At 29.7% G+C, this 14,137-nt stretch carries 13 protein-coding genes, 1 pseudogene and 1 riboswitch; of the genes and pseudogenes, 5 read left to right on the forward strand and 9 right to left on the reverse strand.

From position 1 onward, the window contains the following. Window positions 1–408 (reverse strand): IS256 family transposase (locus IO99_RS06625; protein WP_035131620.1); only part of this gene is annotated, 408 nt, incomplete at its 3' end. Window positions 409–550: 142 nt separating this feature from the next. Beyond that, entirely contained in the window at window positions 551–958 is a 408-nt protein-coding gene (locus IO99_RS06630; protein WP_035131622.1) for a hypothetical protein, read from the reverse strand. 243 nt (window positions 959–1,201) lie between these two features. Then, window positions 1,202–1,303, forward strand: a riboswitch (TPP riboswitch). Window positions 1,304–1,501: 198 nt separating this feature from the next. Between IO99_RS06630 and thiC the strand changes: the two genes are divergently transcribed. Continuing rightward, window positions 1,502–2,815, forward strand: coding sequence for a phosphomethylpyrimidine synthase ThiC (gene thiC, locus IO99_RS06635; RefSeq protein WP_035131624.1), 1,314 nt, complete (start codon window positions 1,502–1,504; stop codon window positions 2,813–2,815). A 152-nt stretch (window positions 2,816–2,967) separates the two neighbouring features. On the opposite strand, the gene IO99_RS18350 is transcribed toward thiC, so the two are convergent. The 7 genes and pseudogenes from IO99_RS18350 to IO99_RS06670 form a co-directional block, all read right to left on the reverse strand. Continuing rightward, on the reverse strand, window positions 2,968–4,671 hold the full coding sequence (locus tag IO99_RS18350) for a tetratricopeptide repeat-containing diguanylate cyclase (protein ID WP_051823974.1): 1,704 nt from the start codon (window positions 4,669–4,671) through the stop codon (window positions 2,968–2,970). Between the two features lie 211 nt (window positions 4,672–4,882). Continuing rightward, window positions 4,883–5,560, reverse strand: coding sequence for a Crp/Fnr family transcriptional regulator (locus IO99_RS06645; protein ID WP_035131626.1), 678 nt, complete (start codon window positions 5,558–5,560; stop codon window positions 4,883–4,885). Window positions 5,561–5,679: 119 nt separating this feature from the next. Further along, complete coding sequence (locus tag IO99_RS06650; protein WP_035131629.1) at window positions 5,680–5,880, reverse strand: hypothetical protein; 201 nt, start codon at window positions 5,878–5,880, stop codon at window positions 5,680–5,682. A 137-nt stretch (window positions 5,881–6,017) separates the two neighbouring features. Continuing rightward, window positions 6,018–6,416, reverse strand: a pseudogene (locus IO99_RS06655) (gamma-glutamylcyclotransferase family protein); the annotation flags it as partial. Window positions 6,417–6,455: 39 nt separating this feature from the next. Then, window positions 6,456–7,100, reverse strand: a complete 645-nt coding sequence (pcp, locus tag IO99_RS06660) for a pyroglutamyl-peptidase I (RefSeq protein WP_035131933.1) — start codon at window positions 7,098–7,100, stop codon at window positions 6,456–6,458. Window positions 7,101–7,167: 67 nt separating this feature from the next. Further along, on the reverse strand, window positions 7,168–8,097 hold the full coding sequence (locus IO99_RS06665) for a DUF979 domain-containing protein (protein ID WP_035131631.1): 930 nt from the start codon (window positions 8,095–8,097) through the stop codon (window positions 7,168–7,170). A 14-nt stretch (window positions 8,098–8,111) separates the two neighbouring features. Continuing rightward, window positions 8,112–8,783, reverse strand: a complete 672-nt coding sequence (locus IO99_RS06670) for a DUF969 domain-containing protein (protein ID WP_035131935.1) — start codon at window positions 8,781–8,783, stop codon at window positions 8,112–8,114. A 262-nt stretch (window positions 8,784–9,045) separates the two neighbouring features. Between IO99_RS06670 and IO99_RS06675 the strand changes: the two genes are divergently transcribed. The 4 genes from IO99_RS06675 (at window position 9,046) to IO99_RS06690 (ending at window position 14,135) form a co-directional block, all read left to right on the forward strand. Continuing rightward, complete coding sequence (locus IO99_RS06675; protein WP_035131633.1) at window positions 9,046–9,270, forward strand: hypothetical protein; 225 nt, start codon at window positions 9,046–9,048, stop codon at window positions 9,268–9,270. Next, the gene (locus IO99_RS06680) at window positions 9,251–9,562 is read left to right on the forward strand and encodes a YbjQ family protein (protein ID WP_035131635.1); all 312 of its coding nucleotides are present in this window, start codon (window positions 9,251–9,253) and stop codon (window positions 9,560–9,562) included. The genes IO99_RS06675 and IO99_RS06680 overlap by 20 nt, the downstream gene beginning before the upstream one ends. A gap of 403 nt (window positions 9,563–9,965) precedes the next feature. Beyond that, on the forward strand, window positions 9,966–10,607 hold the full coding sequence (locus IO99_RS06685) for a hypothetical protein (RefSeq protein ID WP_035131637.1): 642 nt from the start codon (window positions 9,966–9,968) through the stop codon (window positions 10,605–10,607). A 216-nt stretch (window positions 10,608–10,823) separates the two neighbouring features. After that, on the forward strand, window positions 10,824–14,135 hold the full coding sequence (locus IO99_RS06690; protein ID WP_051823987.1) for a DEAD/DEAH box helicase: 3,312 nt from the start codon (window positions 10,824–10,826) through the stop codon (window positions 14,133–14,135). Window positions 14,136–14,137 lie beyond the last annotated feature (2 nt).

Consider the following 14,137-nt stretch of genomic DNA (forward strand, 5'->3'; position numbering starts at 1 on the left):
ATATATATCTTCAACCTGATCTGAAATTTGACGGGTCGTAAGACCTTTGGCATACATTGAAATTATTTTATCTTCAATGTTGGAAATATCCTTTTGTCTCTTCTTAACAACCTTCGGTTCAAAAGAGCTGTTGCGGTCCTGTGGAACATCAATTGTCATTTCGCCATACTTACTGCGTATTTGTTTTTGTTTCTTCCCATTGCGCGCATTAGAACTATCGCTACGTTCATATTCATCATAGCCTAAATGGTTGTCCAACTCAGCTGCTAACATACTTTCAATTGTACCTCCGAGTAAGTCTTTTAATGCATCTTGAATATCTTCTGCAGATTGAATGTCATATTCTCTAATTAAATCTGCTATGATATTCTTTTTTCCTTCGCTTAATCTTTCTTTTCTTTTCACCATAAAAACAGCCTCCCATGATATATTTATTTTATCATAGAAAGCTGCTATTATTTGTAATTTACAGACTTTTTTTCACAGGCTCTGTTTTAAACTGTTGTTAAAACATAGCCTATATTTAAATTAAGTTTAAATTTATACTTAATTATTGAGCCTTCTTTTCGTTTTCCTTGTTATCTTCAGGGTTACACTTATTATCACACTCTGGTTTTCTCATATGTTTTCCAGGAGTCTTTGTATTTTGTTTTTTCTCATCAGTTTCGTTTAGAGTTGGTTTCTTTTCATCTTCTTTAGGAGCTTTTTCATTCTCAGGCTTAGACTCACTTATAGTTTGCTTCTTTTCATCAGGTTTTTTTGTCTTTTCTTCTTCCTCAATCATAGTTGGTTTCTTTTCCTCAGTGGGTTTTTCATCCTTAGATTTTTCTGCTGGAGTCTCTATAGTAGTCATTTTTTCACTATTAGAATCCATTGATATATTATCATATCCAAAGGCTACAGTAGAAGAAGTCATGATGGCACCAACTAATGTTAGCATAATTAAAGATTTTTTCATTGTAATACACCGTCCTTTTAAAGTATTTACTTAAATTATTAAGTATGAGTATATTTGATGAGAATAACAAGAATAAGGATAAGCTATTGAAAAATAAAAGGTTTAAGAAAACTCGACTTTAGTTTATCCTTAGAAAGAAAAAATATGTTATTAAAAATTTTCCATTAAAAATGTGGATAATACTAAATTAAAAGTAAATTTGAAAATTATAGTTTTTATGTTATAATGAAGTTAATTTAATAATTATTTAGCTAGGGGTGCCTAATGCTGAGAGAAGCAATAATTGCTTTAACCCTTGAACCTGATGTGGATAATGCCATCGAAGGAAAGCTTTAAAAGATTTCAATAATAGCTTATTTATAAAAATGTTTATAAATATTTATTTTATGAATTCATCTAAAGGCTTACCTTGTGTAAGCCTTTATTTTTTTAGATAAGAATTAATAAAGGTTTGTAAAAAAATATGTAAGCAATTATTTTCTCCTAAAGAAAGGCGCTAAATTATTAAATTAAATAATTATTGTACTTAGGGAGGAAGAAAGTATGAATTTTACAACACAAATGGATGCCGCTAGGAAGGGTATTGTAACAAGAGAGATGGAGATTGTAGCTAAGTCAGAGAATATGGATGTTCAAGAGTTAAGGGCTTTAGTAGCGGAAGGGAAGGTAGCTATACCTGCTAATAAAAATCATAAATCCCTTGTACCACAGGGAGTAGGACAAGGTCTCAAAACTAAAATAAATGTAAATTTAGGTATATCCAAAGATTGTGATGACATAGATAAAGAAATGGAAAAGGTAAAAGTTGCTTTAGATATGAAAGCAGAGGCTATTATGGACCTTTCTAATTATGGAAAAACTGCAAAGTTCAGAGAAAAGTTAGTAGAAATGTCTACAGCGATGATTGGAACAGTACCAATGTATGATGTAGTTGGCTTTTATGATAAGGAACTAAAGGATATCTCTGTAGATGAATTCTTTAAAGTAGTAGAAAAGCATGCACAGGATGGAGTAGATTTTGTAACTATCCATGCAGGACTAAACAGGGAAACTATAAATACTTTTAAAAGAAATAAGAGGATTACCAATATAGTTTCAAGGGGAGGATCTCTTTTATTTGCTTGGATGGAATTAAATCAGAGAGAAAATCCATTCTATGAGTATTTTGATAGATTATTAGATATATGTGAAAAATATGATTTAACTTTAAGTTTAGGAGACGCATGTAGACCAGGTTCAATAGCTGATGCTACAGATGCTTCACAAATTAAGGAGCTTATGGTATTAGGTGAGCTTACAAAAAGAGCTTGGGAGAGAAATGTACAAGTTATAATTGAAGGTCCAGGACACATGGCTATAAATGAAATAGAAGCTAATATGTTACTTCAAAAAAGACTTTGTCATGGAGCACCATTTTATGTTTTAGGACCTTTAGTTACGGATGTAGCTCCAGGTTATGATCATATAACTTCTGCCATTGGTGGAGCTATTGCAGCAAGTTATGGAGCAGACTTTTTATGTTATGTAACTCCAGCAGAACATTTAAGACTTCCAAACCTAGATGATATGAAGGAAGGTATAGTAGCAGTAAAAATTGCAGCTCATGCAGCGGATATTGCTAAAGGAATTAAAGGTGCATCGCAGTGGGATAATGAAATGAGTAGGGCAAGACAGGAACTTAATTGGGAGAAGATGTTTACCTTAGCCTTAGATGAAGAAAAGCCAAGAAAATATAGAAAAGAATCTACACCTCATCATGAAGATAGTTGCACTATGTGTGGTAAAATGTGTTCTATGAGAAATATGAACAAGATTCTTAGTGGAAAAGATATTAACCTTTTAAGAGAAGATGATTAATAATTAATAAAAGGACACTATTAAAAATTAAGCTTTCATTGGTAGTATAAGCTTAGTAATTTTAAGAGTGTCCTTCTTTATATACTTTTATGTTTAATAACTTGAATAATATAATTAATAATAAAGTAATAGCTGTTTTAAAGTTTAAATTATTAATATATATCTGCAGTTGCTAAGTTCACTGAATTTATTGAATTTAGCATTAATTCATCTTCTAAGGTATTTATTAATGTAACTTTATCTCTTCCAGATTCTTTAGAGATATATAATTGTTTGTCTGCAATTTCAATCATATAGTCAGTTGAACTAAGAGAGAAAAGGTTTCCATAGACCCCACCAATACTAACAGTAATTACAGAACTCTCATTATCATGAGTAGATTTTATTTTTAAGTCCTTAACTTTACAACTTATTAGATTACCTAGGTAAATAGCTTCATCATAGGTTAAATCCTCAGCAAGATATATAAATTCTTCTCCACCGTATCTACCACAAAAATCGTGACGGGAGGTAGAAATGTCTTTTAAACATTGAGCAATACTAGCAAGACATTTATCACCATGCATATGCCCCCAATAACCATTATATAATTTAAAGTTATCCACATCTATCATAAATAAAACCATATTATTTTTATTGAGTTTAGAATATTTCCATAGTCTACTAAACATTTGGTCAATGGCATGTCTATTTGAAATTTTAGTAAGAGAATCTTTCAATGCTTTAAATCGTAAATTCTTATTCTCATTTTTCATATATTGTAGCCTTTTATTTTGGGATTCTATTTCCATTTCTAGTTTTTGATTTATTATTTTAATTTGTTCTAATTCTTCAGCTTCTATAGCATGATTACATTGAATTCTTATAATTTCTAGTTTAGATTTCATAGTAGATGAAGAAACTTCTTCTTCTGAAAGGTGGTACTGCCTGTAATATTCTAAGGCTGTTTTAAAATCTCCTAATGATTCGTAGTATTTAGAAAGCTGCAAATGTATTTTACTAAGCTTATGTTTGGAATTAAGTTCCTCAGCACAATGTATAGCTTTATTTAAATATTCTATAGCATCACCAGAAGAAGTAGAAAGCTTTAAAAAACCAATGTTAAAGTATAAATCTATGATATAGAATTTGTTGCTAATGGTTTCTAAGTGTTCTAAGGATTTATTATAGTATTCCATGGCTTTATCAAACTCTTTATTTTTAAAGTGAATGAAACCAATATTATTTTCTATTTCACCTAGAAGTATAAAGTTATTAAATTCAATAGCTATATCATAGCTTTCAAAAAATATTTTTAAAGCTTTATGGTAATTATTCTTCTCTAGAAGAACTTGTCCTATATTAAATAAAATAGATGCAGATAGTGAAGTATAATTAAACTTTTTAGCTTTAGCTAAAGCTTTCTCATAATATTTCAAGGCTTTATTATATTGGGTAGTTATCCTGTGAATCTCTGCCATATTATTAAGGGAACAGGTGTGAATAAAGCTATGGTTATCATCAATACACAAATCTAGAACTCTAAGACAATTTATTAAAGAATCCTCATAAAGTCCAACGTGAAAATATGCGCAACTTAAAAGATTTAAAGCTACAACAATGCCTTCCTCTTCATTTAATTCCATAAATATATCTAGAGCATGATGACCATATTCTACCCAGTTGGCAAGATTTGATAGTGATCTGTAAATTAAAGCAAAATTAATAAAGCAATAGCCCATTGCAGATTTATTATTAAACGCTTCAGCTAATTTTAATGCTTCTTTTGTTATTTCATAAGCTTTTCTAGGATCGCTATGTACAATAGTGTTTCCATCATCAATAAGTTTAAAAAGTTCTTTTGAGTTATTATCCATACTAAACAACCTACTTTTCTTAGAATAGTTTAATTATAATTTGAATTTAAACTTATAACTGATTAACCAATGAATTTTTAACCCTGCGGTTACAATAATATAATAACATAAAATTAGATAAAAAATAATAAAAAATTATATGTTACATAAAAATTACTTAGAGAATTTAAGTAATATAAGTAATTATATGTTACATTTAATTTACTTGTTATTAGTCACAATATTTTTTTAATCTTTCAAAATCTAGAATAACTATTTTTTTAGATGTGCTTGCTAATATTCCTTGGGATTTTAACTCATTAAGAACTCTAGTAACGGTAACTCTAGAGCAGCCGATTAAATTTCCTAATCCTTCATGGGTAAGCGGGAGACTTAGTTCAATTGGAGCATTACATTTAGAATAATTATTTATAGTTTGAGCAACAATTCTACAAAGAGCAGAGCAAATTTGAGCTCTTGGTGATCTCTTTAAAAGGTCTCCCATCTGAAATAAAGAAATTTGATATTTTCTTAATATACTTTGAAGAAAATACTCATAATTTTTAGGGTTATCATTTAAATAATTATATAAAGTTTCATTATCAATAAATGAGATTGAAGTATCTTCTAATGTAACTGGAGTAATGCCTATATGAGAGTGCTGAAATAAACTTTCTTCCCCATATATTTCTCCTGGTATTAAAAAAAATAAAATTTTTTCAAGACCATTTTTAGTATAGATACAAACCTTCACTTTTCCTTCAGTAACTATTGAGAGTTTACCACCAGGAAAGTAATCTATATGCTCATTTTTTTTATAATGTTTTATAATTCCTAAAGGAGCAAGTTCTTCAAGAAAAAAGGTTCTCATTTTTTCTTGTGGAATATGTTTAAAGTATTCTTCATACATATATTAAATCATCCTTTTCAATTTAATAGAGTAATAGGTAATGTTTATGTTAAATCTTAAAAAACGTCTATAGTATAATATAATTCCTCATATTATAGGCATTATTTTTAAATTAAATTTTATTCATTAGTATTATTTTTGTTATTAGTAGTAGATTCATTTTGTGGAGTAACAGTAGCAATAGTTGATAGGTTTGTACCTATAGCTTGAAAAAGATTTCCTAATAGATTAATTTCATCAGAAGTTCTATTTTTAGCTATATATATAGAGAGAACAGCAGCTGCTACAACTAATTCTTCGGGGTTTAGATTATAAGACATAAATTCACCTTAAGAAAATAATTATTATTTTATATATTATGCAATAGAAATAGAGATGTCAATAAATTTAAATATAATTTTAGTTTATTGCAATAAAAAATCTATCAAATAAATGATAGATTTTTCTACTTGTATTATTATAGGCTATTCATATACTTTTTCCAGTCTCCATGATGAATATAGATTGCATGGGAATTAAAGTTTTTATCATTGTCATCTACGTATTTATATACATAACAATTTTCAATGGCCTTTGTTTCAAGATTTTTGACATTTATAGTAGTTCTTATATATTCATTGATTGATATATCTTCAAAGGATCTGAATCCTTCCATTTGATCTAAGGAAACTATATCTTCATAAAAATTTTTTAGTGCCATAATTTCTCCAATAACAGTATCTTCTCCATCTAGTAAAGCAGGGTATCCCTTGTGAGAAAGATGGAAAAGCTTTCCATTTACTTCTCCTAGAGAAGCTGGAGATACTTTATTTTTTAAGTATTTATCATAGTTAAAGAAACCTTCTCTTAAGCTTCCATATACAAATACTTTTTTTTTCTTCTGTTGGGTGTATCATTAGCAGATTGTACCTCCTATAGTTTTAATGTCCTCATCTCCATTATTAACTAGGGCTTCTATACAAAGCTCAAGACATTTTGAAATATCTTGAAGATTCATATAAGGTGTATTTGGCTTTGTAACCACTTGATTTGGTATATATGGAACGTGAATAAATCCACCTTTCATGTAAGAGTACTTTTTATCGATAAGATAAAGTAATCCATACATTATATGGTTACAAACAAAGGTTCCAGCAGTATTAGAAATTGCAGAAGGATAGCCATTATCTACCATGTTTTTAACCATTGCTTTTATAGGTAAGTTAGAGAAATAAGCATTTTCTCCATCTTCTTTAATTTTTATATCTATTGGTTGATTTCCTTCGTTATCTTTAATTCTAGCATCATCTATATTAATAGCAACTCTCTCTGGCATAACTGCAAATCTACCACCTGCTTGTCCGATGCAAATAACTGCATCGGGGTTATGATTTTTGATAGAGCTTTCAAGGGCCTCTATTGATTTATTAAAGACAGTAGGAATTTCTACCTTTATAACTTCTACGCCAGCAATATTATTAGGAAGTAATTTTACTGCTTCAAGAGCTGGATTTATAGGTTCTCCTCCAAAGGGATCAAAACCACTTATTAAAACTTTCATATATATATTTAATGAAGCATTAGCTTCATTAAAATTCACCTCCTTTAGTTATATCTTATATAAACTTTTAAAATGCTAAGAAATACATTAAAACTATGTGTGCTATTAGTAATGTCATAGCCACAGGAAATTGACGTTTAATAATTGCATTTTTGTCGTCTATTTCTAGAAGAGCTGCAGGCATAATATTAAAATTAGCTCCCATTGGTGACATTAGTGTTCCACAATATCCAGCAGTAAGAGCTAAGGCACCAGCAACTACTGGATTAGCCCCCTGTGCAAATACAAATGGAATTCCAATACCAGCAGTGATAACTGCAAATGCAGCAAAGGCATTTCCCATAATCATTGTAAAGATAGCCATACCAATGCAGTAAGCAGCTACTCCAATTAAAAGATTTCCTTCAGGTATGAAGCTTGATATACCATTAGCAATAACAGTACCAACTCCAGCAGCTGTAAATAGTGAGCCTAATGCAGTAAGAAGTTGAGGTAAGATACTTACAGGTCCAACAGAGTCAATCATTCTAGCTCCATCCTCTAAAATGAACTTTGGATTAGCTTTTGTGATAATTAAGGTTGCTATAGTTGCTATCACAGCAGCTATACCAATAGCAGCTGTTCCGCTAATAGAGGTAAATTGTGCTATTCCTAGAGCTACAATTGCGATTACTAGAGGTGGTAAGAAAACTTTGTTTTTAAGTTTTCCAGATTGAGTTTTAGCAAACTCTCCATCAAGGGGTTTGGTAGGTAGCATTTTAACTTGCTTAGAAACGGTCAAGCAACCTAAGGCTATTATTAAAATCCCAACTATATTAGCTGGGATATAAGGTCCAGCTATGAATATAATACCTAGAATTGACCAAAATATTGAAGTACCAATTCTAGCTTTATGATCTTTATTTGTAAATGTATAAACTGATAGGGAAATCATTAGGAAGCCCACTAAGGCATAAAAGATTTCCAATAAAAAATTTGATAGTGCTGCCATATCCATAATCGATTCCTCCTTTAATTATCTTTTTTAGAATATTTCTTAATTAATGATTTATCTAATAAATGATTCTGTACTAATACCATTATAAATAGTATTACAGCTATTGGGATAGAAGCTTTAGCTACATCAAGAGCATCTACTACATAGCCTTGTTCCTGAAGTGTACTGGTTATTAGAAGTACTCCTGAGCTAGCCATAAATAAGTTTTGTCCAAAGAAGTTACCATAGTTGTCCATAGCTGCAGAAGAAGCCTTAATTTTATCCTCATCTTCCTTATCAATTTCTCCAAAGTTACTAACGGCAGCACCTTGTGCCATAGGGTTAACAAGAGGTCTAACAAATTGAGGATGTCCACTCATTCTAATAGAAAGGGCAGCTGCCACTTGTCTAACTAGGGCATAGACACTTAATAGCTTTCCAGCAGAAAGAGATTTAGCATTACTTATAAGAGTTGCAGCTCTTTCTTTAAGTCCATATCTTTCACACATACCAATTACAGGTAATGTTAATATGAATAATGTTATGGCTCTTTGAGATACAAAAGTTTGTCCTAGAGTAGTCAATATTTCGTTAATACTCAAACCAGCAACGAGCCCTGTTAAAACCCCCGCAGAAAGAACTACAGCAATAGTATCGAGTTTTAACGTAAAACCAATGATAACAATTATAATACCGATTAATTTGATCATTATTATCCTTCCTCCCATGAATTTATATAATTTTTTAAAATTATACACTATTATGAAAAGTAAATATGTATACAGGTATACAAAGAAAGGATAAATATTAGATATAGATGAGGTTGATTGGATAAAAATAAAATTTAATTATTAAGCATCAATAACTATTTTTATCCATATTGTATTAGTAGTTGTAGTATGATAATATTAGTCTAGTAAAATGGAATAATTAATATTTATAGCATATTTTTAGGGAGATGATAAGAGTATGGGAAAAATTATACTTACCATAGTAATAACAGTATTGATGCTCCTATTTGCAATTTTCTATTTTGGAGGTATCATATTTGTTACTTTTGCAGAAGGAATAAAGTTATTGCCAATAATTTTGCTTTTAATTGCCATAGGTATAGCAGGAGCAATTATTTATAATATGATAGAAAGAATAAAGGAAATAAAAGGGGGAGACGAAAATGATATTAGTAAATACTAATTACATTGCAGGAAAAGAGTTAGAAATGTTAGGAATGGTTAAAGGGTCAGTGGTATGGTCTAAAAATATAGGTAAGGACATTCTTAGTGGTCTTAAAACCGTTGTAGGTGGAGAGATAAAAGGCTATACAGAAATGATGAATGAAGCTAGAGCCATATCTACAAAGCGTATGGCTGACGAAGCAGAAACTATGGGTGCTGATGCTATAGTAAATATAAGGTATGCAACAAGCTCAATAATGAATGGTACATCTGAAGTTATTTGTTATGGAACTGCAGTAAAATTTAAATAAAATTATCTGAGATAGACTGAGTCAAATAAAAAAATTTGACTCAGTCTTTATTATTTATTGCAAAAATAATGTTTTAATACGAGCTTTAAAGAAGGACTACTAATATTCCTATAGCTTTTATATTATATTAATGTAATTTTAAATAGAGCCTAGAAATAAAAAGTTTAAATCTTTTTGTATAAATTAGCGTATATAAATAAAGGATATTTCTTAAGATATAGGTATTAAGATTTATAGTATGAGTAGAGAGTTACTACGTTCTTATATAACGATCTTCACTAAAGTACAACGACTTCTAAGTATCAAAAATACTGATACTAAGAAGTCTGTTAGTAAGCTTCAGTGGGAGAAAACTCCATCTGAAGCAAAGAACTCTATTTATATGAAATATGGAGGTATATATATGAAAAAGAATAAATTTAAATTGTTATGTGGTACTTTAGTTTTAACTACGGTGGTACTTTTTTCAGGGTGTAATAATATAAATGCAGGTGAAAGTGAAAAAGAGGAGGAAACTGTTGAAGTAGGAAATACAGAAAATCAAGATAATGATGAAGTTTCAGCAAGCACAGAAGATAAAGAGGGGATTATTAAAAAACCTAGTGATTCTGCGAGGGAGCTTGAGTTTAAGGATAGTTATGAAAGATCTCCATATTATAATTCAAGTAAAAAATATCCTATTATCACTATTTGCAAATCAAAAGAATGTTTAAAGGAGCATGAAGGGAAAGTAAAAGGACTTACTGTAAGTATGCTGTCATGTGTAAATGAAAACCGTGACGTAGATGCAAGCAAATATGATGATGAGTTTTTTTCTAAAAAAGCTTTAATTATTGTAACACTAGATGAATCAAGTGGATCTGTGAGGCATAAAGTAAGAAAGGTAATTAAAGAGGGCAATGAAATTTCTATAGCGATTGAGAGAATGGTTCCTGGAATTGGAACTGCAGATATGGCAGAATGGAATATATATATTGAGTTAAATACTGAAGACGTAGATGAAAATGATATAGTGAATCTTGGTTTGACTAAAGGTCTAAACTAGTTTTTAAATTTATGGTGAGTATGTAATTATATTAAGATTCATGCTCACCATTTTCATGTAATTATTTATAGTTCATATTTCTTTTATAGTTGGAAATTATAGAAAAGGTGAATTACTTTAAAATAAATGCGCTATAAAGATGGAAAAAGGTATATAATAAAAGGTAGAGTAAATTTATTGAAAAAGGAAGAAATTTTAATTAGGAGAATTGTGAGAATGAAGTTTGATTTAGAGTTGAGAGAGATAAAGGATATATGTGGAAATGTTATTTTTAATAGAGCCATGGATATGTACCTTAGAAATAAAGTTAGAAGTATAAGGATCAATGAAAACTCTATAAATATATTATCAGTTACAGCCATAGTACAGTCAGCCTATGATGTAAATAATTATAAAACTAGTGTACTTATAAATAATAGAAATTTTAAATTATATCCCAACTGTAGTTGTGAAGCTTTTAGTCAATATCATATGTGTAAGCATGTAGGAGCTGTACTTATAAAGTTAAATAAGGAAGGTGTAAGAGGCAGGGGTATAAATATTCCTAAGTCTGGAGAAGAAGAGCTTCTTGAAACCTATAAAAGTACCTTTGATAAGGCTATTAGAGGAGTTGAGAAAGAACCTCTAAATATGGATATTACCTTAGTGGTAGAGGATGAGCACTACGGAAGTAAGAAAAAAAGTTTTTATTTAGAGTTAAAGATAGGAACTAATAGATTATATGTGGTAAAAAATATTCGTGAACTTATGGAGTGTATGTATACAAGTGGTGGAACTATTAATTTTGGAAAAGAGCTTCAGTATAATAACACTAAATATATGTTTAAAGATAAGGATCAAGAAATCATGAATATTATAAAGGAAATTTATGATTTAAATTTAGAAGTAATGAATAGGGTATATACTAATCGTTCTGTATTCTTTAGTGGGAAAAGGGTATTTCTTTCAGAAGGACAACTTAAAAATATTCTAACCATTAAAAATGGGAAGACTATCAATTTAGATTATAAGGGAGAGCATTATAAAGATATAACTGTTTCATTAGGAAACATGCCTACTAGTTTTTATATGTTTATGAAGGGAGAAAATCTAAATATAGATATGAATGGTGAAATCTCAAAGGCCATTTGTGAGAATACAGGACTTTATTATTTAAATAACACTTTATATCTATTGTCTGAAAAGGAAAAAAGTGATTTTACTCCACTTCATAGAGCTTTTATGAAATCAAAAAATAATACTATATCCTTTAAAAAAAGTAGTATTAATGATGTGGCAAATTTTCTTCTACCTAAATTAAAGAGTATAAGCCCCATTGTTATTAAAGATGAAAGTGTAAAGGAACTTATAAAGGAGGAGCCTTTAGTAACAGAATTTTATTTAGATAAGGATAAAGATAGAGTAACTTGTGATGTGAAATTTAATTATGGAGAAGAAAGCTTTTATTATAATTTAGAAAATGAAAGTAAAAATATCAAAGAAGAAAATCATCAATTTTTAAATGAAAAAGAAGTGGGTGTATCTGAAGATATAGTTATTAGAGATATAGTGAAGGAAAGAAAGACTATAGAGAAGCTTTATGGACTTGGATTTAAAAATAGAGATAAAAGTTTCTATATTGAAGATGAAGATGAATTAGTAGAGTTTTTAACCTATGGTGTGGAGGAATTAGCTGAGGTAGGAGAGGTATACTACTCTGATAGTTTTAAGGAGATAAAAATATTAACGCCTAAATCCTTTAATTCTAGCATTAGACTAAATGATTTAGATCTTTTAGAGTTTAATTTTAATATCGAAGGAATTTCTAAAGAAGAATTGAAGGCAACTTTAACTTCAATTAAACAGAAGAAAAAATACTATAAACTAAAGAATGGCTCTATAATTCCACTTCAGGGCAGTGAATTTAAAGATATTTATTCTGTTATTGATAACTTTGATATATCAATTTCAAAGTTAGCTAGTGGAAGTGTAGAAATACCTAAGTATGCATCCTTATATATAGATGAAAAGATTAATAAGGGGGCATTGAATTTTGTTACAAGAAATAAAGGCTTTAAAAATCTTATAGATAATATAAAAGATGTAAAAAGTAATGAATATAAAGTTCCAGAAGAACAAGGTGCAGTATTAAGAACTTATCAAGAAATTGGATTTAAGTGGTTTAAAACCTTGTCTCAATGTGGATTTGGTGGAATTCTAGGAGATGAGATGGGACTTGGTAAAACCCTTCAAGCTATAACATTTATAAATTCAGAAAAACAAGAAGGAAATTTGAAAAATAAGGCACTAATTGTATGTCCTACTTCATTAGTTTATAACTGGGTTATGGAATTTGAAAAATTTTCTAAGGACCTAAGGATTGTAGCCGTAAGTGGAAATAAAGCAGAGCGAGAAATATTGATAGAAAACATAGAGGAGTACGATGTAATAATTACGTCCTATGCCCTAATAAGAAGGGATTTTGAATATTATGAGAAGATGAAATTTGATATTTGTATAATCGATGAGGCACAATATATTAAGAATCCAACTTCTTTAAATGCAGAATCTGTGAAGTCAATTCAAGCTAAGAGTAAATTTGCTATGACAGGAACACCAATAGAGAACTCACTTACAGAACTTTGGTCTATTTTTGATTTTATAATGCCTGGATATTTAAAAACCCATGGAAAGTTTAATAAAAACTTTGAATTGCCTATAGTAAAAGAAAAGGATGATAAAGCTTTAGAGGAGTTATTGAAGCTTATAAAACCATTTATTTTAAGAAGATTTAAAAGGGATGTAGCTCTTGAACTACCACCAAAGATAGAACATAAAATAGTGGTGGACATGACTTCAGAGCAGAAAAAACTATACTATTCTTATGTAGATGCCTATAAAGAAGAGATGGAGCAAGAAATAAAGGAAAACGGCTTTAACAAAAGTAGGATGAAGATATTATCACTTATTACTAGACTTAGACAAATTTGTTGTGATCCCGCTTCCTTTATAGAAAATTATAAAGGCGATAGTGGAAAGTATCACGCTCTTTATGACATTTTGGAAGAAGCTTTAGAGAATAATCATAAGGTGCTATTATTTTCTCAGTTTACTACAATTCTAGGTAGTATAAGAGAAAAGTTGAATAAAAAGGGAATAAACACTATGTATTTAGATGGTTCTGTTCCATCTAAAGATAGGATGAATTTAGTTAAAGAGTTTAATGAGGGGGAACCATCAGTATTTTTAATTTCTTTAAAGGCTGGGGGAACAGGACTTAATCTTACCTCAGCTGATATGGTAATACATTTTGATCCATGGTGGAATCCAGCGGTGGAAGAACAGGCTGAGGATAGAGCACATAGAATTGGACAAAAGAATGCTGTGGAAGTAATAAAACTTATAGCCAAGGGAACTATAGAGGAGAAAATTTACAATATACAAGAAAAGAAAAAAGAAATCATAGATAAAGTAATAGATGGAGAAGAACATACGGAATTAACCTTATCTTCTATGAATGAAAAGGAACTAGAAGAGTTATTTTCATAATA

The organism is Clostridium sulfidigenes (assembly GCF_000732635.1).
GTDB classification, from domain to species: domain Bacteria; phylum Bacillota; class Clostridia; order Clostridiales; family Clostridiaceae; genus Clostridium_J; species Clostridium_J sulfidigenes.

Bases quoted from the DNA above. Each gene is read 5' to 3' on its own strand.
- IO99_RS06630 (WP_035131622.1), bottom strand. From the start codon at position 958: ATGAAAAAATCTTTAATTATGCTAACATTAGTTGGTGCCATCATGACT.
- thiC (WP_035131624.1), top strand. From the start codon at position 1,502: ATGAATTTTACAACACAAATGGATGCCGCTAGGAAGGGTATTGTAACA.
- IO99_RS18350 (WP_051823974.1), bottom strand. From the start codon at position 4,671: ATGGATAATAACTCAAAAGAACTTTTTAAACTTATTGATGATGGAAAC.
- IO99_RS06645 (WP_035131626.1), bottom strand. From the start codon at position 5,560: ATGTATGAAGAATACTTTAAACATATTCCACAAGAAAAAATGAGAACC.
- IO99_RS06650 (WP_035131629.1), bottom strand. From the start codon at position 5,880: ATGTCTTATAATCTAAACCCCGAAGAATTAGTTGTAGCAGCTGCTGTT.
- pcp (WP_035131933.1), bottom strand. From the start codon at position 7,100: ATGAAAGTTTTAATAAGTGGTTTTGATCCCTTTGGAGGAGAACCTATA.
- IO99_RS06665 (WP_035131631.1), bottom strand. From the start codon at position 8,097: ATGGATATGGCAGCACTATCAAATTTTTTATTGGAAATCTTTTATGCC.
- IO99_RS06675 (WP_035131633.1), top strand. From the start codon at position 9,046: ATGGGAAAAATTATACTTACCATAGTAATAACAGTATTGATGCTCCTA.
- IO99_RS06680 (WP_035131635.1), top strand. From the start codon at position 9,251: ATGATATTAGTAAATACTAATTACATTGCAGGAAAAGAGTTAGAAATG.
- IO99_RS06685 (WP_035131637.1), top strand. From the start codon at position 9,966: ATGAAAAAGAATAAATTTAAATTGTTATGTGGTACTTTAGTTTTAACT.
- IO99_RS06690 (WP_051823987.1), top strand. From the start codon at position 10,824: ATGAAGTTTGATTTAGAGTTGAGAGAGATAAAGGATATATGTGGAAAT.